Origin of the sequence: Nodularia harveyana UHCC-0300 (genome assembly GCF_034931085.1) — a bacterium.
GTDB classification, from domain to species: Bacteria; Cyanobacteriota; Cyanobacteriia; order Cyanobacteriales; family Nostocaceae; genus Nodularia; species Nodularia harveyana.
Genome location: NZ_JAYGHG010000033.1, coordinates 1 through 19,581 on the forward strand (window position 1 = coordinate 1; position 19,581 = coordinate 19,581).

General features: G+C 41.4%; 21 protein-coding genes and 1 tRNA gene. 10 read left to right on the forward strand and 12 right to left on the reverse strand.

The features are described from left to right. The first annotated feature begins 744 nt into the window (after window positions 1–744). A complete protein-coding gene (remA, locus tag VB620_RS16960) occupies window positions 745–1,011 on the forward strand; it encodes an extracellular matrix/biofilm regulator RemA (RefSeq protein ID WP_193997704.1) in 267 nt (88 codons plus the stop codon). 177 nt (window positions 1,012–1,188) lie between these two features. Continuing rightward, window positions 1,189–1,788, forward strand: coding sequence for a guanylate kinase (gmk, locus tag VB620_RS16965; RefSeq protein ID WP_323197329.1), 600 nt, complete (start codon window positions 1,189–1,191; stop codon window positions 1,786–1,788). 178 nt (window positions 1,789–1,966) lie between these two features. On the opposite strand, the gene VB620_RS16970 is transcribed toward gmk, so the two are convergent. From VB620_RS16970 to VB620_RS16980, 3 genes are all read right to left on the reverse strand, one after another. Beyond that, window positions 1,967–2,488 (reverse strand): photosystem I reaction center protein subunit XI, encoded by a 522-nt coding sequence (locus VB620_RS16970; RefSeq protein WP_323197330.1) that lies wholly within the window; start codon window positions 2,486–2,488, stop codon window positions 1,967–1,969. Between the two features lie 255 nt (window positions 2,489–2,743). Next, window positions 2,744–2,893: a photosystem I reaction center subunit IX gene (gene psaJ / locus VB620_RS16975; protein ID WP_200987820.1), complete on the reverse strand. Its 150-nt coding sequence runs from the start codon at window positions 2,891–2,893 to the stop codon at window positions 2,744–2,746. 40 nt (window positions 2,894–2,933) lie between these two features. Beyond that, complete coding sequence (locus VB620_RS16980) at window positions 2,934–3,419, reverse strand: Photosystem I reaction center subunit III (RefSeq protein ID WP_323197331.1); 486 nt, start codon at window positions 3,417–3,419, stop codon at window positions 2,934–2,936. 177 nt (window positions 3,420–3,596) lie between these two features. Here VB620_RS16980 and tsaD point away from each other — a divergent pair, with 177 nt between their 5' ends. Next, window positions 3,597–4,640 carry a tRNA (adenosine(37)-N6)-threonylcarbamoyltransferase complex transferase subunit TsaD gene (gene tsaD / locus VB620_RS16985; protein ID WP_323197332.1) on the forward strand — a complete coding sequence of 348 codons (1,044 nt, stop codon included), beginning with the start codon at window positions 3,597–3,599 and terminating at the stop codon, window positions 4,638–4,640. Window positions 4,641–4,729: 89 nt separating this feature from the next. On the opposite strand, the gene VB620_RS16990 is transcribed toward tsaD, so the two are convergent. Further along, window positions 4,730–5,638, reverse strand: a complete 909-nt coding sequence (locus VB620_RS16990; protein ID WP_323197333.1) for an alpha/beta fold hydrolase — start codon at window positions 5,636–5,638, stop codon at window positions 4,730–4,732. Window positions 5,639–5,745: 107 nt separating this feature from the next. Beyond that, window positions 5,746–6,465, reverse strand: coding sequence for a hypothetical protein (locus tag VB620_RS16995; RefSeq protein WP_323197334.1), 720 nt, complete (start codon window positions 6,463–6,465; stop codon window positions 5,746–5,748). Window positions 6,466–6,898: 433 nt separating this feature from the next. Here VB620_RS16995 and VB620_RS17000 point away from each other — a divergent pair, with 433 nt between their 5' ends. From VB620_RS17000 to VB620_RS17025, 6 genes are all read left to right on the forward strand, one after another. After that, complete coding sequence (locus tag VB620_RS17000; protein WP_323197335.1) at window positions 6,899–7,450, forward strand: GNAT family N-acetyltransferase; 552 nt, start codon at window positions 6,899–6,901, stop codon at window positions 7,448–7,450. Window positions 7,451–7,743: 293 nt separating this feature from the next. After that, window positions 7,744–7,817, forward strand: a tRNA-Pro gene (locus tag VB620_RS17005). A gap of 480 nt (window positions 7,818–8,297) precedes the next feature. Continuing rightward, window positions 8,298–9,074, forward strand: coding sequence for a Tic22 family protein (locus VB620_RS17010; RefSeq protein WP_323197336.1), 777 nt, complete (start codon window positions 8,298–8,300; stop codon window positions 9,072–9,074). Between the two features lie 3 nt (window positions 9,075–9,077). Then, on the forward strand, window positions 9,078–9,992 hold the full coding sequence (prmC, locus tag VB620_RS17015; RefSeq protein WP_323197337.1) for a peptide chain release factor N(5)-glutamine methyltransferase: 915 nt from the start codon (window positions 9,078–9,080) through the stop codon (window positions 9,990–9,992). 9 nt (window positions 9,993–10,001) lie between these two features. Next, window positions 10,002–10,616 carry an L-threonylcarbamoyladenylate synthase gene (locus VB620_RS17020; RefSeq protein ID WP_323197338.1) on the forward strand — a complete coding sequence of 205 codons (615 nt, stop codon included), beginning with the start codon at window positions 10,002–10,004 and terminating at the stop codon, window positions 10,614–10,616. A 549-nt stretch (window positions 10,617–11,165) separates the two neighbouring features. Next, on the forward strand, window positions 11,166–12,086 hold the full coding sequence (locus VB620_RS17025) for a sensor histidine kinase (RefSeq protein ID WP_323197339.1): 921 nt from the start codon (window positions 11,166–11,168) through the stop codon (window positions 12,084–12,086). Here the strand turns inward: VB620_RS17025 and VB620_RS17030 are convergent. From VB620_RS17030 to VB620_RS17050, 5 genes are all read right to left on the reverse strand, one after another. Further along, the gene (locus VB620_RS17030) at window positions 12,049–12,522 is read right to left on the reverse strand and encodes a GNAT family N-acetyltransferase (protein WP_323197340.1); all 474 of its coding nucleotides are present in this window, start codon (window positions 12,520–12,522) and stop codon (window positions 12,049–12,051) included. The genes VB620_RS17025 and VB620_RS17030 overlap by 38 nt on opposite strands. A gap of 103 nt (window positions 12,523–12,625) precedes the next feature. Further along, window positions 12,626–13,039 (reverse strand): hypothetical protein, encoded by a 414-nt coding sequence (locus tag VB620_RS17035; protein ID WP_323197341.1) that lies wholly within the window; start codon window positions 13,037–13,039, stop codon window positions 12,626–12,628. A gap of 54 nt (window positions 13,040–13,093) precedes the next feature. Beyond that, window positions 13,094–14,071 carry a protein translocase subunit SecF gene (gene secF / locus VB620_RS17040; RefSeq protein ID WP_323197342.1) on the reverse strand — a complete coding sequence of 326 codons (978 nt, stop codon included), beginning with the start codon at window positions 14,069–14,071 and terminating at the stop codon, window positions 13,094–13,096. Beyond that, on the reverse strand, window positions 14,068–15,483 hold the full coding sequence (secD, locus tag VB620_RS17045) for a protein translocase subunit SecD (protein WP_323197373.1): 1,416 nt from the start codon (window positions 15,481–15,483) through the stop codon (window positions 14,068–14,070). Before secD ends, secF begins: the two co-directional genes overlap by 4 nt. Window positions 15,484–15,662: 179 nt before the next feature. Further along, window positions 15,663–16,646, reverse strand: coding sequence for an alpha-ketoacid dehydrogenase subunit beta (locus VB620_RS17050; protein ID WP_323197343.1), 984 nt, complete (start codon window positions 16,644–16,646; stop codon window positions 15,663–15,665). Between VB620_RS17050 and VB620_RS17055 the strand changes: the two genes are divergently transcribed. Beyond that, window positions 16,634–16,756, forward strand: coding sequence for a hypothetical protein (locus tag VB620_RS17055; protein WP_323197344.1), 123 nt, complete (start codon window positions 16,634–16,636; stop codon window positions 16,754–16,756). The two genes, VB620_RS17050 and VB620_RS17055, sit on opposite strands and share 13 nt — an antisense overlap. A 103-nt stretch (window positions 16,757–16,859) precedes the next feature. Here VB620_RS17055 and VB620_RS17060 read toward each other — a convergent pair whose 3' ends face one another. Next, complete coding sequence (locus tag VB620_RS17060) at window positions 16,860–17,993, reverse strand: CO2 hydration protein (protein WP_323197345.1); 1,134 nt, start codon at window positions 17,991–17,993, stop codon at window positions 16,860–16,862. A gap of 50 nt (window positions 17,994–18,043) precedes the next feature. Beyond that, on the reverse strand, window positions 18,044–19,543 hold the full coding sequence (locus tag VB620_RS17065; protein WP_323197346.1) for an NADH-quinone oxidoreductase subunit M: 1,500 nt from the start codon (window positions 19,541–19,543) through the stop codon (window positions 18,044–18,046). Window positions 19,544–19,581: the final 38 nt, after the last annotated feature.

Here is a 19,581-nt window from a genome sequence, read left to right on the forward strand (position 1 = left end):
TTCCATATCACTTAATTTATCAGATTTTGGGGAGAATTTTTAGCGATGGGCGAACGCACAAGCATATCCGCAGGACTCAGCCCCTCCTTTGGCGATCGCTCTTCCACCCCCCCCTGAACGGTTACGTAGTAACAGACTTTTGTTATTAAAATTTAATAATTCATGCATTGATTATCTGTCTCTTAACTCTTTAAGATATAAGGCTGTGAGTCAGTATTAGAATATCAATGTGTATTAGTACCTAAAATTTCCAACAAATCTCAAAGATTTATCTAGGAAGGCTTAGTTAGGATCTCAAAAGTCGTATTTTTCTATGCGGCTCATGAGGCGATAACCAATCACTAGGACTATTTACTATTTTGATATCTGAATACTTTAGATTTTACTCTTACACTGCTATGATATTTTGTCAAGCTACAAATGCCATAGTAATGTATATATTAAAGAAACAATATTTACTGATTACTGTCTTTAGAGGTAGGAAACTTCTTACTCAGTCCAGTTTTAATCTGAACTTGATGCAAAATAAACTTACATCAGCGAATTAGATTGTTTTTTATAGTTTTGCATACCTCCTGGGGAAGATTTAATGTACATTTGGCTATTTATAAGCTAAAAAAACCATTTGTGATTTAAAAACTCAGCCTTTCTACACCTAAAGCGTTGTAACTCCTGTTTTTTGACGATAACATAGAAATAATTACATTACCAGCGTGTCACACCACATTTGGTGTCAATTTTTTAATGGAAATACAATTAATTAACATTGGTTTCGGTAACATCGTCTCTGCCAACAGAGTAGTTGCTATCGTTAGTCCAGAGTCTGCTCCCATTAAACGGATTATTACCGATGCACGGGACAGAGGTCAACTCGTGGATGCAACTTATGGTCGTCGGACAAGAGCTGTAATTATCACTGATTCCAGCCACGTTATTCTTTCAGCGATTCAACCGGAAACGGTAGCGAATCGGTTTGTGATTTCCCGTGATCATCACACTGTAGAGAACTAATTTGATGTAAGTTAATAACCCCACCCCTATTTGCACCACATCAGCAGTACCATGTGAATTAGACAAATTTTCTGTCACTCGTGTTATAACTTCGTTACTTAAAAGTTCCTCTGATAACGAAAACACAGCTAATGACTGGTGAATAATGTCTAAATAATTAATTCACAGTTTGAACGGATGATGCAAGTTTTACCTATCCAGACTGATGTTCCCACCAAAGAAAGCACCTCTCCAGGGAGGTTAATTGTCTTAACTGGCCCCAGTGGGGTTGGTAAAGGCACTTTAATGCAAGAATTGTTAAAACGTCATCCGGAACTCTACTATTCTGTATCCGCGACCACTCGTTCTCCTCGTCCAGGAGAAATTAATGGGGAAAATTATTACTTTACTAGCCGCAGTAAGTTTGAACAATTAGTGTCCCAAGGTGAATTCTTGGAGTGGGCTGAATTTGCGGGGAATTACTACGGTACACCCCGTGAAGCGGTGCTTAACCAAGTTCAATCTGGCAAGTTAGTGGTGCTGGAAATTGAACTAAAAGGCGCAAGACAAATCCGGGCTTCTTTCCCCGGCGTTTTTAGCATTTTTATTTTACCGCCTTCTCTCAGTGAATTAGAGAGTCGGATACGTGGTCGCGCCCAAGATTCTGAGGAGGCGATCGCTCGCCGTCTAAAGAGTGCGGAAGCAGAAATTCAAGCCGCAGAGGAATTTGACGTTCAAATTGTTAATGACGATTTAGAAAACGCTCTCCAAAGCATAGAAAGCACTTTATTTAGATAGTTCAAAGTCTTGGATACTGAGCATTTTTCACACCAAGTTCAAAAGAATATAGAACAAAAGTGCGGCTCTTTATTTGTGTCCTCAAAATAAAAAAAGGACATTAGGCATGGGTAATACTAAAACATAATTAATAATTAGCTATTACCAATGCCCAACGCCTAAGACTCAAAAAATGAAATTAGCCAAATAGAGCTTCAATGAGTCCCAAATTGCTAGTTAAGAAATAAGCAACTACTGCGCCACCAATGCCACCGATTAAGAAAGAACTGGCAAAATTATTCCAGCTTTCCTTGGAGTTAAAAGCATCTACTGGTGGGTTGGGGACTGTCACACTGGCAAGTGCTTTGTTGGGATTGCTATTGGAGTAAAGCGATAGACAGGCAGTGAGAATTACAACCAAGCCAATAGCTCCCAGTAATCCTGCTAAGTTAGCATTAGTTGCATTACGTAGAGGTCCGAGTTTAGCGAAAGGTCCGAACAACAAGTAACCATGAGCCATACCCACTTCTAACCCACGTCTAGAAGGATTGAGACCAGCACGATAGGCGGGTAAGTTATTGATGAACCACTTAATTAAGGGGGAAGAATTAATTGGTGTTTCTAAGTTACCTTCCTGGGAGTCACGTCCGGCTGGAGCAACAATTTCGCTATTTCTGGGATCGCTGGGGCGATTTTTCGATGAATTTACTGCTTGCGACATATTTTGTGTTCGCCTCTAAATTTAGAACGGTGGCATTTTTATATTATTAATAATAATTGTAGGTAAAGATGTTTTTTAGCTAGGAAGTTTAGAAAAATTAATTTACCTAGTTTTATCAGACTAAGAAACTCGCAAGCTATTTACAGCATTACGAGTTTCACAGCCAATTTTTCTTGCTAATTTGAGTGGTGCTTTCGCCTCATGAGTCTGAGTAATCAAACCACACAAGATTCAGCATGAAACTTACTTTTCTACTTATGGTAGTGGGTGGAAAAGTAGGTCGGGGAAAAAGCGGTTAAATTCAATTAAAATCCCGGCTGTAATGGTTAGCCAGATAGTAGCTGCCACTGGAGCCGTAGAAAGAAAGGTGATGAAATAGGAGGATTGATCGCCTTTGTCTGCCATGAATTTAGTCTCCAAAACAAATGAATTGAGCGAGGAGGAATTAACGAGGAGAAACAGTGATTTCTGAATCTTTGGCAGTTAATTCACCTGAAAGGAGTTCTTTAATCGCTGCGATAGGCCAAGTAAAGCCTGTGGCGATAATTGGTAGTGCCAAACCCAGGTCGATTTGGATTTCTTTAGATTCATCCTTGTTGATAGCTTGTAGGTAAGCACGGCCTACCCAGCCGATCCAACCGGCAATATACAAAAAGAGAATACTGGGAATTAGGAAGTCACCAGCCCGATCTAGGCGACCATCAACAATTAAGTGAGGGTAACCTTCTGGTCCACACAATGCCTGAGAATAACGCTCAAACCGCTTTTTACCTGATTCAGGGTCGGCGGTGGTGTTACGGGCATTTTTTGCTAGCTCTTGAAAGGCGGGAGAGTCTTTACAGGGTACTAGGTTAGCCCCAAGCGCTTGGGCTGGGGGGGCAAAGTTAGCCCAAAGACAAATCGCTAAAATCAAAGCAAACAATCGTCTCATAGATTTGTTTCCTTTTATTACAAAACACACGGTTCTTTGTACAAAACGAAGCGGCTTGTACAGTTGTTTATTTGCATAACTAGGAAGTCATCATACTCTTGGCTGGGAACGGAGTAAAGTTGAAGTAAATAAAAGTTAAAGCTTTCCCAACAAATCGTTACTTAACATAACCTGAACATGGCAACTGTTTTAGCAATAGAAACTAGCTGCGATGAAACTGCCGTCGCCATTGTGAACAATCGTCAAGTCTATAGCAGTATTGTCGCTTCCCAAATTCTAGTTCATCGTCAATATGGCGGGGTAGTACCAGAAGTTGCATCCCGTCAACATCTAGAAACAATCAATGAGGCGATCGCTCAGGCTCTAGAACAAGCCCAACTAGACTGGAACCAAATAGATGGCATTGCTGCCACTTGCGCTCCTGGACTCGTAGGAGCATTGTTGGTAGGCTTAACTGCTGCCAAAACTTTAGCCATGTTACACAACAAGCCATTTTTGGGAGTGCATCACCTGGAAGGCCACATTTACGCGACTTATTTGAGTGAGCCGACTTTAGATCCCCCATTTCTTAGCTTACTCGTTTCTGGTGGACATACAAGCTTGATTTATGTGAAGAATTGTGGTATTTACGAAACCCTGGGCGAAACCCGAGATGATGCAGCAGGTGAAGCCTTTGATAAAGTCGCCCGGTTGTTAAAACTAGGTTATCCCGGTGGACCTGTTATTGACCAGCTAGCACAAACTGGGAATCCTCGCGCCTTTGCCTTACCAGAAGGGAAAGTATCTTTACCTGGTGGGGGATATCACCGCTATGACAGTAGTTTTAGTGGGTTAAAAACGGCGGTATTGCGATTAGTGCAGAAATTAGAGAAAGATCAAGAACAACTTCCTATTAGTGATTTAGCTGCGAGCTTTCAAGAAACTGTAGCGCGATCGCTGACCAAAAGAGCGATCGCCTGCGCCCTCGACCATAATCTGAAAACCATTGCCATTGGTGGAGGGGTAGCAGCTAACAGCAGTTTGAGAAAAATCTTACAGACAACCGCCGCCGAGCATAACCTACGAGTCCTGTTCCCACCCCTCAAATACTGTACCGATAACGCCGCCATGATAGCCTGTGCTGCCTCTAATCACCTATCACTTGGTCACACATCACCTTTAACTTTAGGAGTTGAGTCGAGGTTACCACTGACCCAAGTAATGAAATTATATAATTCGTAATTAAGAACCAGAAAAAAAGCCTGCCCTTCTCGCTTCCGGGGAGGGCTTAATGTTGCATTTCAGGTTATAAATAAATCTAAAAATTTTCCCTAACCGTTGACTATCGACCTGATGTGATCAGCAACAGCATCTGGCTGTTCTAACATTGCCAAGTGACCACAATCAGGAATTTCAATCACATTGTCGCCACTATATTGAAAAAGCCGATGAAAACTAGCTAAATGGCGGACATACTTCGGTTCCATCACCTTATCATCAGTACCAGCCAAAAAATAAACAGGCTGCCGCAATTCAGACACTAGCTGAGGTAAGCTGTTAACTTCTTCCTCCGTTGTGGAATCCAATAACGCTCCTAATGCCGCTTCTGGGTCAGCCATCACAAAATCAATCACACGCTGACGCGCCCAATGACGATCCAACGGACGGGCGACACTAGCTCTGGTAAACAATAAATCAATTAAAGGAATGTGTGACAGCCAACGCCGACGAACTTGCAAAAATCTTTGGCCTGCTGAACGAAACTGCTCAAAAGCTTCTTTAAGATAAATACCACCACCTGCGTTCACACAGATAACTCCCTTGACACATTCAGGCATTTGAGCCGCAGCCCAAAGAGCAATCGTCCCTCCCAAGGAATGTCCAATCAACCAAGCACTAGTAATATTCATCTGTTCAAGAAGGGCGGCTAAATCCTGAGCATAAACAGCTGGTGTATAAATAGAATCAAAAGGCAAACTTAACTCATCAATTGATTTAGAAGTCAAGCTCACAGAACTTTCTCCCTGAATAAAATCTGCCTCTGGTTGAGATTTCGACTCCCCAAAACCGCGTAAATCATAAGACAGGCACTGCAAATCAACAGACAACCGGGAAATTACAGGTTGCCAATAACCACGGCTATTTAGCCAACCGTGGATAAACACTAAAGCATGGGGACAGGAAGTAGGAGCCGTGAGTTCGTATGCGTGTGGAACGCCCAAGATTTCAATGGTTGCCATACTTAATATCGTACCCTGAAGAACGGGTGCGAGTTACATACTCCCATAGTTCAGTATAGGAGCAAGAGCCAGTGCCTGTATACTGTACAACATTAACTAGCCCTTAGTTATCTACCTAATAACCTCAACCTCACCCCTTCAGCAATTTTGTGTCCCAAATATTCAGGAATGAGGCTTTCATTCGGCCCCAATAAGTAGAGAATCAGCCGCGTGCGTCCTCGCCAAACCAGCAAATTGGCATTAACTACTAATAAGTCTTCCTGCCAAATAGTATGCATGACTTTATAAAATAATCCTGGCTGATTGTCAGCTTCAATTACCAGGGCTGGGAGATGAAATACCGGGTCAACATAAAACTCAGTTTGTACTTGTTCTAGTCCAGTATCAAGATTAAATTCTACTGCCAGCATTTCCTCTACCTCAAACCGCCCGCCTAAAGCCTCTTGAATGGCACGGCAAACATTTTCTCCGGTTTTATCAGTTAAAGCCTTACTGCCACGAGAAACCAGGAGTTTGATAAAAACTAACATTGGCGGCCTAATCTGACCATATAGACTAAGACCATGAATAGTTAGTCCATAGGCTGCTAGCACACCAAAAATATCACTGAGCAGAAACGACTGATTACGGTAAGCAAAATGCAGAGCGCTTTTGCTGCCTTCCGACTTTAACTCGATAACAGCACGTTTAGTTTTATAAAGACGGTAAGCTAACCGCAAATTTTGCAGTTGAATCTCACTACTCACAAATTGCTCATAAAACTGGGGAAAGGCTCGGTTAAAGCGCTTTAGAAGTTCCAGTGTCGAAGATTTTAAACCAGAAGCCATTGTTGGGTTTAGGACTCGCTTGCTTGCATCAGCAGGGAATAGGGGACTAGGAAACCCCGAAAAATCAATCAAATTCTTGAACCAAGATAATTAGGTCTAGTGTAGAGACACGTAGTCTGTGGTACACAATTGTTTTCTTTCCCATATCTTAAAGATACGGGTTTGGAAGCAATTATTACCCAATGTCCCATCCCTAATTTCAAATCCCAGACAATTCACCTAATGTTGTGAGTTTTTGAGGAAATTTATTCTAGGCTCTCCCACAAAATGCTAGACTTGAAAATAATTGGTATGAAACACGCCATAACAAGTGCTTGCTATAAAAAATCCCGGAAACATCCAGGAATATTTACAGCTTCGGCTCTGTCGAACGTGAATCAACACTCCGTAAAAGTGGAAACCAATTTAGTTATACTACCCGAACCACGTTGGCATGGGTTTTTGGAAAGCTTGGTTTAATAGTCCGGATTCTTTAGCGACAAGTAAAACGACCTCTGTTGAAGAAATTACAGGGTCTGTCTTAGGCGAATCTAGCCCTAATCAGGCGGGTGAAGCTTCTCAGATGGAAACTCGCATAGTTTTTAGTACGGATCGGGAAATCGACCTGTATGAACTAGAAGAGCTTTGCGATGCAGTAGGCTGGTCTCGTCGTCCGTTAAGAAAAGTAAAAAAAGCCATCGAGCATAGTTTTCTCGTAGCCTCTATGTGGCAAGTACGAGGAAACAGAAAGCGGCTGATTGGTTTTGCTCGTGCTACCTCAGATCATGCATTCAATGCGACTATTTGGGATGTGGTAGTTCACCCCGATTTTCAAAGTAAAGGACTTGGTAAGGCGCTGATGAAATACGTACTCAAGAAACTCAGGAGTGAAGAAATTAGCAATGTTACTCTTTTTGCTGATCCTCATGTTCTAGATTTTTATCGAGGTATGGGTTTTATGTCAGATCCAGAAGGTATTAAAGGTATGTTCTGGTATCCGCACTAATTTTCAACACAACAGAAGAGGAGAGAGGTTAGTAACACCATGTTCTGGATAATATTACCTCACAGACCAGGGATTATTTGCGAAAATAAAACAAAGTAGTTTACTTCGACAATAAAAAGATAATCTAAAATTGGTTAGCAAATATCTGTGAAAGGTGCTACAATAATATTGTTGCAGTGGTGAGTAAAAAGTAAAACTTAGATATCAGAGCTTCGGCAAATTTATATATGGTTTAATTTCTATGAATATTAGGTAAATTTAGAACCTGATAGTTATAATGGAATTAATCTTTACGGGATGTAGCGCAGCTTGGTAGCGCGCCTGCTTTGGGAGCAGGATGTCGCAGGTTCGAATCCTGTCATCCCGATTTTTAGGTTGGAATAAAAATTTATCCACAATCATAAGAATCGATTAGATCTGATTGAGTTTTTGAGAACACTTAAGTTTTGGTAGATAATTGATTTGTGAGAAATTCTGATTAAAGCCCCATCAGGTGGAACGATTGATTATCTGATGTCGTCATCTAAGTTTAACCAGCTGGTTAAATTGTATTAAGTATTTTAGTCTGTGGGGACGTTTTTGCGTCTCAAGAGGGGGCTAAACAAGGATTAACAGCATTGTATAGTGAGTAGCAAGGCGACACCAGAATTATAGATCAGGATGATATTACCAGCGAAATTACCCCGTTTGGTAAAATAAGGCTGTTTGAGAATTGATTGTTAACATTAAACTGCAAAAAGAAATTATTCCAATTTTAAGTGGATTGCTATACAACTAAAAATAGTGGGTGTGGTACTAATCCAATTATTTGACTGACTGAATTTAACTATTGAGGCGAGGAGCAATCATGAAAGCATTAGTTCGCTGGGGCGCAACATTAGGCCTGGTAGGAAGTACTTTGTTGGGATCTGTGTTTGCAGGAAGTTTTCCTGCGCTGGCTTTGTCGGAACAGCAAATAAAAGATAAGTTAGATGCAGTTCCTGTATATCTTGTTACTAATGAAAAGGGTTTACCATTGAGTCGTCCTTTACCGGAGGCGCAAAAACCTGGTGGTTCAGTAACGGGTGTTTATATGAGTCGACAGGAAGCGGAAGCTTTTATTAAGGAACTGCAAACTGTACAAGGCAAAGACCCAAAAATGCAACAAATGGTGAAAAGCCTACAAGTAACAGCAGTGCCTCTAGGAGTGATTTATCAGCAATTACAACAAAGTCAAAAGCAGCCAGAACGCCTTCTATTTGCCTTTAAACCGGTAGAACAGGAAATTAAAGGGGCAATGGAATTACTGCGTCAAGGTGGTCAACAGGTGCAGCAGTTTACAAGTGTGCCAATTTTTGCTGTGAGATTTTCCCCAGATCAGGGTTATGTGCCAATTCAACTGACAGCTGACAATGAACAACTGATTCCTTTGTTTTTAAGTAAGCAAGATGCACAAGGCTTATTAACTAAAGTGAAGCCGAAATTTCCTCAAGCGGATATTCAGGTAATAGATATAGACGGGGTGATTAAAACAATGCAGGATAAAGATGACCCTTGGTTAAACCAAGTTGTTTTAGTCCCATCCCAAGAATCTAGAGAGTATATCAAGACTTTACCTACAGAGAAAACAACTCCGCAACGTTAGGGAATGGTAGATAAACAGCTACGGGTGGTTTCCGGTTTAGAGCTTTGGCGATGGCGAAAGAGAGCGATCGCAGATGCGATGGCTTGTGATGTGTCATCTGCTGAGGTGGATTGGTTACTTTTGGAAGTAGCTGGGTTAGACCGCTTGGCACTGCGTTTAGAATCTTTTAAAGACTGGAATGAGATTGAGATAGTTTTACCTTTAGAGGATTTGGAACAGTTGTGGCACAGGCGATTATATGAACGCTTGCCAGTGCAGTATATTACTGGAGTTACACCTTGGCGCAAGTTTCAAATTGCAGTGTCAAATGCGGTTTTAATTCCCCGACCAGAAACTGAATATTTAATTGATTTAGCTGTGGCTGCTGCTACTAATAGTGGTGCAGCCCCATTCCTCGATTCCGGAAACTGGGCTGACTTGGGTACTGGTAGCGGTGCGATCGCCTTGGGTTTAGCAGATGCTTTACCACAAGGGATAATTCATGCTGTTGATTACAGCCCAGAAGCTTTAAAAATTGCCCAGTCTAATGCTGTTAATTTAGGTTTTGATCACCGGATTAAATTTTACCAAGGTTCTTGGTGGGAGCCGCTAGCAGCCCTCCAAGGTCAGTTTAGTGGTATGGTGTCTAACCCACCTTATATTCCCACCAGTACCGTGGCTACCCTGCAACCAGAAGTAGTGAACCATGAACCACATCTAGCTTTGGATGGTGGTGATGACGGCTTGGATTGTATTCGCCAGTTGATAGAAATCTCTCCCCTCTATTTGCGCCCCGGAGGGGTGTGGCTAATTGAAATGATGGCAGGACAGGCGGATACTGTGGGTAAACTGTTACAACAACAAGGTAGTTACTGTAACATTCAAATTCATGCGGATTTGGCTGGAATTGAACGCTTTGCCGTAGCTTCGATAAAATAATTTTTACAGATGACTCTAGTTTCTTTAGTTGATTTGATCGCCGGCGCACGTTCCGGCTTATTAGTGAGTTTTCCCACAGATACCGTTCCTGCATTAGCAGTTCTACCAGAAAAAGCACCGTTAATTTTTGAGGCTAAACACCGCAGCCAAGATAAACCTCTGATTTTGATGGGGGCTAGTGCGGAGGATTTATGGCCTTATGTCCAAGGTAGTGAAAATGAGTTGAGAATTTGGCAAGAAGTAGCAAATCAGTATTGGCCGGGAGGGTTGACATTAGTATTACCCGCCAGTGATCAAGTGTCAAAACAGATGAATCCTCATGATCCTACGACAATTGGCATTCGAGTTCCTCAGAGTGCGATCGCCCAGGATATTTTGACACAAACAGGACCTCTTGCCACCACTAGCGCCAATTTTTCTGGTCAACAGCCTTTGGAAACGTTAGCAGAAATTGCCGAGCAGTTCCCCCAAGTTCTGACTTTGAATGAGACCAGATTTAACAACGAAATTTTGGGAATTGGCGTACCTTCTACAGTTAGTAAATGGACTGGGACGAACTGGCAAATTTTGCGCCAAGGTATAGTTCAATTAAATTCTGAGATTGATCAGGCTCAACACTTCTGAGAGGATGTTCTAAAAGTGTTCGGCTGTGATTTTAGGCACGTAATGATCCCCCCTAGCACCTCTTATAAAGGGTGGAATAGTGATCAAAGTCCCTCTTATAAAGGGGGATTTAGGGGGATCTAGAATGTTTTGTTACCGACAATAAGACTTGTTAAACATCCTCTGAGTCATCAAATTTTTCCCTGTTATAGATTTTCGTCATTTTATATGGACAGAACTAATTTATGTAACCTGTGGTCAGTCAGGATAAGTGAACAAATATTGTCACAAATTAATGATGATATAGTCATTAGTAACTGTTTACATCTGTGGTTAATTAATTATTGCTAGTTGTAAATATGAGATTAATCAATTCTCTACCAGGGGATAAATTTTATATTAATCTCAAGTTTAATTATGGATAAAATAATTTGGTTCAGTTTGTTAAGGGAATTTATGCTCTTGATAACTAGCTGATACCATCCGATTTAATGCAACTAATTAAGAAATCTGTAAACTGACTTGATGGGATTGTGGTCAAGTAATAAGTTAGTTAATATCTGTCAAAATATGAATGAGAATAACTGGATATATTTAGGATTAGGACTAATAATAGGGTTAGGTCTTAGAGAATTATTTAATTGGTTATTTAAAAAATCTTCTGGTTTAGCTCCTGTAAAATTAGGAGATCAAGGGGAAGTTTCAGAAATTCAAGAAGAAATTAAGCAAACGCAGCTAGCATACGAGATGGCGCGAGAGATGAGCCTGTTTAAAGCAGGATTTTTGGCGCGGAGTACTCATGAATTGCGATCGCCTCTGAATGGTTTAATTGGCTTGCATCAGTTAATTTTAGAAAATTTGTGCGAAAATCCCGAAGAAGAGCGAGAATTTATTGCTCAAGCTCATGATAGAGCATTGAAGCTACTACAGCTTATTGATGAAATTCTTAACATTGCCAGAACAGAACACGGTACGAATAAATTAGATATTCAACCCCACTGTGTGGCTACAGTTTTGCAGGAAGTGAATAATTTAACTTATATGCTGGCTGCAAATCGCAATTTTCCTTTGCGTGTTGTCCTTCCTGATCCAGAAATTTATATTTTGGCAGATTATCGATGGCTACGCCAAGTTTTGGTGAATTTAGTAGACACTGCCATTGCTGAAATGCAGTTCGGCAGTATCTGTCTTTCCTGTAGTTTATCACCGACAAATCATACTTTTTACATTTTCCTCGATGTACCTACCCATGCTTTTACTATCAGCGAGTCCATTGATCTGATTAAATCGGGGGTTGAGAGTATTGAGATTCATCAAGATGATTTGAGTTTTTCTCCAGGAATGAAGTTGTTATTAAACCAGACTCTACTGGAAGTAATGGGGGGAAAGCTAGAAATTGTACCATTTCCAATCAATCAGGAAACAACAGAGGAATTGACTCGCTTGCAAGTGTCTATCCCCCTAATGATTCCTGAAGCTGAACTTCAGTGAGGGGAAAGGGTTCAATCTGAGATTGATTGTATAGCACCATTGTGATGCTGGGGTTACAGTGGAAACCAATTTTTTCATAGAACTCTTGTTGATGAGTAGTCATCAAATATACCCGCTCAACTTTTCTTACGCGGGGATGAGTCAAAACGGTTTCGACTAACTTACGCCCCAAACCTGTGCCACGATATTCTGGGTGAATCACGACATCCCAGATAGTAGCACGATAGATACCATCAGAAGTGGCTCTGGCAAAACCAATTAATCGTTCTCCATCCCAAATATTAATCACTGGATCGCTGTTGGCGATCGCTATGCTTAAATCCTCGACACTACGATCTTTTGCCCAAAAAGCTGCAAGATTAAATAGTTCTTGGAGTTTATAAAGGTTTATTTCAGAAGAGCCATGTTCGCTAAATTGAATTTGAGGAGAGTTCATGTTTTACACCCCAATGTGGCAGTTTGATGTATGTCATATTGTGCTAAAAAGTTGTAAATACATATATCTATATGCAACTATTTTCAAGTTTAATTATCAGAACTTAATGACAAATCCACTTCCAAAGAGGATGAGTTTGTCCTTGTTGTCTGATTTTCAGAACTTGTTTTTCCAGACGTTGTTGTTCCCGTTGCGGTAATCCCAGCAGAATATTTCGGCTTTGCCAAACTAAAGTAGAAACCGTAGTACCAATGCAAAAAGCTAAACCCAGGGTAGGCAGTGGATTATAGAATAGTCCATATCTTACTGCTACCCAGGTAAAATATTCTTGTAAAAGAGCAATTTCTCCCCGTAAATTCCACAAGGAAAAAGGTGCAATAGTGAGCCATAAACAGCCGACAAAAAACCATCTACCGTATACAGTTAGCTGATGTAGCTTTTGTACTTGTTCGGTAAAAGATATGTCAGTGTTGTTGGCATTGTTGCTATTTATTGATGGTTTTTCAGGTTGATCCATAACCAATTCCAAATCAATGAAACCTTGCGGTATGGGAATGAGAGATTATACACATTAACTGTCTTGAGAAGTAGTAGATGTATCCATTGATTCAGGACTAACTAACGCCGGAGATTTACCTGTGCGTTCTCGCCACAAAGCCAGGAGAGTACTAGCAATAAAAATACTAGAATAAGCCCCCGCACTAAAGCCAATAATCAGTGCGAGGGAAAAGTTTCTCAGTGTTTCTCCGCCAAATAGAAAGATTGCAGTTAGTGAAAGCAATGTTGTTAAGGTGGTGTTGATCGAACGTCCTAATGTTTGGTTGACAGCATCATCCACTATGTCAGCAATCGGTTTTTCTGGATTGATTTTAATAGTTTCTCGGATGCGATCGTAGATGACTACTGTATCGTTAACGGAAAAACCGATAATGGTCAGTAGCGCCACAATGAAGAGACTATCAACTTCCATGCCCAGCACTAACCCAAAAATTGAGAAAACGCCTAAAGTAACCAAGACATCGTGAAATAGCGCTGCAATGGCAAATAAGGCATAGTCCAACTGAAAGCGGAAGGTCAAGTAAATAATAATCCCAGTGCAAGCAAAAATCAGGGCGATAATACCAGACCTAAATAGTTCGGCTCCCAGGGTAGGGCCTACAGTGTCAATTTGATTTTTTTGCGGGTCAAAAGCACCAATTTTCTGGGTTAAAGCTGTTTGTAAGTTGGTGCGCTGATTAACGTCTAAGTCTTTACTGCGAATTGAGAGACCATTTTCACCAACTATTTGGATGCTGCTATCGCCTAAACCTTGTGCCTGGGATACTTCCCGCACTGTGTTTATATCTATGGGTTGGTCGCAGTTACCTGGTTGTGTACAATCACGTTCAAACTGTAACCGTGTACCACCGATGAAATCTAAACCGGGGCGTAGAGGTGCGCGAATTTGGGGGTTTTGCCATGAAATCACCATTGAGATTATACCAATGAGAATCATGGAACTAGAAATAGCCCACCACAGCGATCGCGTTTTGTTAATACTTAGTCTCATTTTGCCACCTCTGCCTGATTTAATGCTGGCAGGTTCGGACAGAAAAGTTCTCGCTTATGTTTGAAAGCCGCATTAGTAACTACTAAAAACATGAGTGTGCGGCTACAGGTAATTGCGGTAAACATACTCACCGCTACACCCAAAGCTAAGGTGACAGCAAAACCTCTGACTAATCCCGAACCAAACCAAAACAGAGCTGCACAAGCAATCCATGTAGTCACGTTGCTGTCTAAAATACTGGAAAATGCGCGGTAAAAACCAGATTCGACGGAACGATATAAAGATTTCCCGGCTCGCAATTCTTCCCGCGTGCGCTCAAAAATTAGCACATTAGCATCAACTGCCATGCCAATACTAAGAATAAAACCGGCGATTCCGGGTAGGGTGAGGGTAACACCTAATAGAGCAAAACTTGCCCATGTCAGGAGGGAGTAAATAACTAATGAGACATCAGCAATCAATCCTGGTACTCGATAGTACACAACCATAAAGATTAATACTAAAATTAAACCACCGACACCAGCATAAATGCTGCTTTGAATACTGTCTCTACCCAAGGTAGCTCCTACTGTGCGTCTTTCGATGATTTCCACTGGTACGGGTAATGCACCCCCACGTAACTGCACACCCAAATCATTGGCTTCTTGAGCTGTAAATCGACCTGTAATGATGGCAGAACCCCCAGTAATGCCTGTAGCCGCAAATTCTAGACCGACTGTGGGAGCGCTAATCAGTTCATCGTCTAAAAAGATGCCCAAAGTACGCCCAGTTCCGGCGAGGTTTTTTGTGAGATTAGCGAACAATTCACCACCTTTTTGATCAAAGCGAATGGCAACATTCCAATTACTATTGGTAGTGGGTTCGCCGTAGGCATCCTGGAGGTATTTACCATCAAGTGGTGGATCTGTGCTTTCAAACAATTGGGCGATCGCCTGATTATTTTGTTGTAATTCTTCTTGATTTTTAATAATTAGTGCTTCGTCGTCGCTGGTGCGTAACTCTTCTTGCTTCGCTCTCAGTTCATTGCGTGACGCTTGAAAGGCAAAAAGTTGAGTTTCCGTTCCTGGCTTTTGTTGTCTAAATTCTAACTGTGCCGTGCCACCTAGCACTCGTTCCGCTTGCTCTGGATCGTTGACTCCTGGTAATTGGATCAGAATTCTGTCTGTACCCACAGTTTGAATTACTGGCTCAGAAACTCCCAGGCCATTAACTCGACCTTCCACAACCTTCTGAACACCTGCTAAATCTCGTTCAGTAATTTCTCCCATTCCCGGTGCTGGTTTCACCTGAATGGTTAACTGTGAGCCTCCCCTTAAGTCTAAACCCAAAGGGACTGAAATTTTTGCTATCACCGTAATAGCGGCGATGAGCAGTACAAAAATTAAAACTAATAGCGATCGCTGTCTTTGCATACCATAACTCGCAACTGACAAAGGCTATAATAGCGTTCTTTGCACGAGTTTTGAATGATTCGATGGGGTTATAGGGGAGATGAGGTATATTTTCCCCACTCCCGAAGTCCCCAGTCAATCAATTTGGGATTACAGTTGAATCCAAAATCTCAAATCTCAAATCTCAAATTCCACAGTTCCTAAACTCGCATAGCCACCATTTTTTCTACAGCTTCAATAATTTGTTCTGGTTGAACAATAGTTAACCGTTCCAAATTACCGTTGTAAGGTGTGGGTATATCTTGGGAAGAAAGCCTTAGCACTGGTGCATCCAACTCATCAAATAGGCGGTCATTGATAGAGGCGGTTAATTCTGCACCAATACCCCCAGTTCTCATACACTCTTCCACAATAATTACTTTATGGGTTTTGCGTATAGATGCGCCAATGGTATCAAAATCTAAAGGTTTCAATGATATTAAATCAATAACTTCTGGATCAAAACCTTGTTTTTCTAAAGTTTTCACGGCTTGTAATACATGATGGCGCATCCGTGAGTAAGTGAGAATTGTGACATCTTTGCCCTGACGTACAACTTCTGCTTTATCCAAAGGTAGGAAATATTCTTCTTCTGGTAAATCTTCTTTTAAGTTGTAAAGCAGAACGTGTTCAAAGAACAAAACCGGGTTATCGTCACGAATAGCAGATTTTAGTAATCCTTTAGCGTTGTAGGGCGTAGAACAGGTAACAATTTTTAAACCGGGAACTGCTTGAAAGTAAGCTTCTAAACGTTGAGAATGTTCTGCACCCAGCTGTCTACCGACACCGCCAGGGCCACGAATTACCATAGGGATTTTAAAGTTACCGCCGGAAGTATAGCGTAACATTCCCGCGTTATTGGAAATTTGGTTAAAGGCTAGGAGCAAAAAGCCCATATTCATGCCTTCAATTATCGGGCGTAAGCCAGTCATAGCTGCGCCTACGGCCATACCTGTAAAACTGTTTTCGGCGATGGGGGTATCAAGAACTCGGAGTTCACCATACTTTTTGTATAAGTCTTTCGTAACTTTGTAGGAACCGCCGTAATGTCCTACGTCTTCACCAAGAACGAATACAGTCGCATCCCTCGCCATTTCTTCATCAATGGCTTCTCGCAGAGCGTTAAAAAATAGTGTTTCTGCCATTTAGACCTTATAGTAAGACTATTGTTTTAGAATCTTATCGTGCCACCGTAGCAAATATCGTTAGCGATCGCACTAGATTAGGGATTGATTTTTGCCGGAAAATACGCTAGCAAAGAGTAAAAGAATTTGAATAAGATAATCTCTAGAGTCCAGGTAAAAACCGCACCAAAAAGCTAGTCAGATAATTCCTGGAGAGGTTATACGGTAACTTTCTTATTTTCCATTCACATCCTCTAATCGTGAAGTCTCTAAACGATTCATCCATTTTTGCAAATAGACTCGATTAGCAGTTGCTTCAGATGCATCTTTCGTATCCATAGAATAAGGCATCAATCCTAAAATCGCTGCTGTAGTTACGCAAAACATGGATTTTTGGAAACTGGCACAAATTTGCACCCGCAAATCATCTTCACCCCGAAGACTAAGACGATAAATTTTGTGTAAATAATCTGGCAGATAATGACGCATATCCTGCATCAGCAAAGTCGGAGGAATACCAGCACCACCGATTGGTAAAGGGTCGGCATATAGTGCGCCGTATTGAAATCGACCTTGATCTAGGGGAATTTGATATGCTTGGGCATTGTATGAAACAGTGCCATGAAAAGGAGTTCCCCGAAAGAATACTGCTTCTACATAAGGAACAGCTGTATCTGCGAGAAAAGTTAAACCCGCAGATTTCGGAATGATATCATAGACTTGATTTGTGATTTTAACAGCGTAGGTAATAGGCTTGAGAGCATCTGCTACTAAAGCTGCTTTAATGTGGTCTACTACTTGAGGTATGGTTTTGATTTCGCCTCGGTCGTAGCGGTCTGATAAATCCAGGAACATATCAGCCATGACCCGCCAAAATTGACCTAAACCAGTGTAGTAAGCTGAGACGCGCAACATTTCCGTTAAAAAGTCAGGAAATAGTTGGTTTAATCCCATTATGATCGGATTATTTGAGAATTTTGCCTGAATAACTGCGATCGCTTTTTCTTCAAATTCCGGTGTATCTAAATATTGATCTAGTCCTCCACCACCATGCCACATCATGGCTTTCATGCAATATTCGGCATATTCAAAGTTAATTCTGTCATGCCACCAATGACGCATCAGTTTTGGGAAAGAAATTTCACCGTTAAAGTATTTAAAAAAGGGAAAAAATACTAAAAATTGATGTTCAGCAATATAAATAAGATTTTTTGAATAGGCATCTAAAACTATGCCATAGCTTTTAAGTATGCCAACTACTTCCATGACGTTCTCTGGACTATCGGGAAGTAATGCACCTCCATTCAGTAATCTGTCAATATATTCAGCTAAAGGATGATGATCAGGTTTTTTGCTTTTAGTTACCATTACCAGTTCTCCAAATAATTATAGGTCTTGGGAATATTCTTCCCCAGTCCCTAGTCCCCAGTCCCTATATCTAAGGACACCGCAGTTACTGCATTTTGGCTATCAACCATTGCTGTGATTGTCGGTTCACTCCAGCGCACTAACCAAGCGGGTTGGATGCCGAGAATTACGATTAATACTGCTAAAATGACGGCGGGTATGCGATCGCTCCAAAATACGCGGGGTAAGTTGGTTACTTGTGCAGATAATCTCCCAAAAAAGGCGCGATCCATGAGAATTAGAAAATAAACTGCTGTTAATCCTGTACCAATCATAGATATGAGGGTTTGCACCGGGAAGACTGGATAACTGCCCCGAAAAACGATAAATTCGGAGATAAAGCCCACCATTCCTGGTACACCTGCGCTGGCCATGACTCCTAACACCATTAAACTCCCAATGACTGGTAAACCACGTTCTGGATTCAGTAGTCCTTTAATTACGTCTAAATCGCGGCTACCAGCTTTTTTGTAAACAACCCCTACTAGCAGGAATAGTAGTGGGGAAATTAAGCCGTGGCTAATCATTTGCATGACAGCGCCTAAAGTGCTTAACGGTGTGGCTGCTGCTGCGGCTAAGAGTACGTAGCCCATGTGTCCAATGGAGCTGTAGGCTACCATTTTTTTCATATCGGTTTGGGCGATCGCACAGGATGAGCCAAAGAGTACACTGATTACAGCCCAAGTTGCCAACCAGGGGGCTAAATAACTCCAAGCTTCTGGTAACAAGTTCATCCCAAAGCGCAGTAAGCCATAGGTTCCCAACTTCAATAACACTCCTGCTAATAAGACAGAAATGGGTGTAGAAGCTTCCACGTGGGCATCTGGTAACCAAGTATGGAAGGGAAACAGGGGAATTTTAATCCCAAAACCGACTAAAATTCCTCCCAGAAGTAATAACTGTGTTGCTAAAGGCAAGGTTGTAGCATTTAAACTTGAGAGTTCAAAGCTATCAGCACCACTCAGCCAAACCATACCCAGGAAACTTGCCAAAATTAAGATGCCGGAAACAGCCGTATAAATCAAAAATTTTGTGGCTGCATAACCCCGTCTTACACCCCCCCAAATGGCAATTAACAGATATAAGGGTATGAGTTCCAGTTCGTAAAAGAGAAAAAATAGCAGTAAATCTTGCGCCAGAAATGCCCCTGTAACCCCAGTATTTAACAACAGGATTAAGGAGTAATAAAATCTGGGACGCTGAAGGGATTCATCGCTGCTGTAAATGGCAATACCAGTTAACAGACCATTCAAAAGTAGCAGTGGTAAAGATAAACCATCTATGCCTAAACTGTAATTCAGACCCAAAGAATCTATCCAGGGAATAAACTCGGTAAATTGTTGACTGGCTTCCCCAGGATTGAACTTGATGGCTAATAAAACTGTCAACACGAAAATGATACTGCTGAAGAGCAAAGCTATTCTGCGCGAAAGCTTCCCACTGATTTCAGCAGGCCAGAATCCGATTAAGGCTGCACCAAATAAGGGCAGTAACATTAATGCACTCAGCATAGGCAGAACTAGGTAAAGGGAGAGAGGAAGATCAGGGA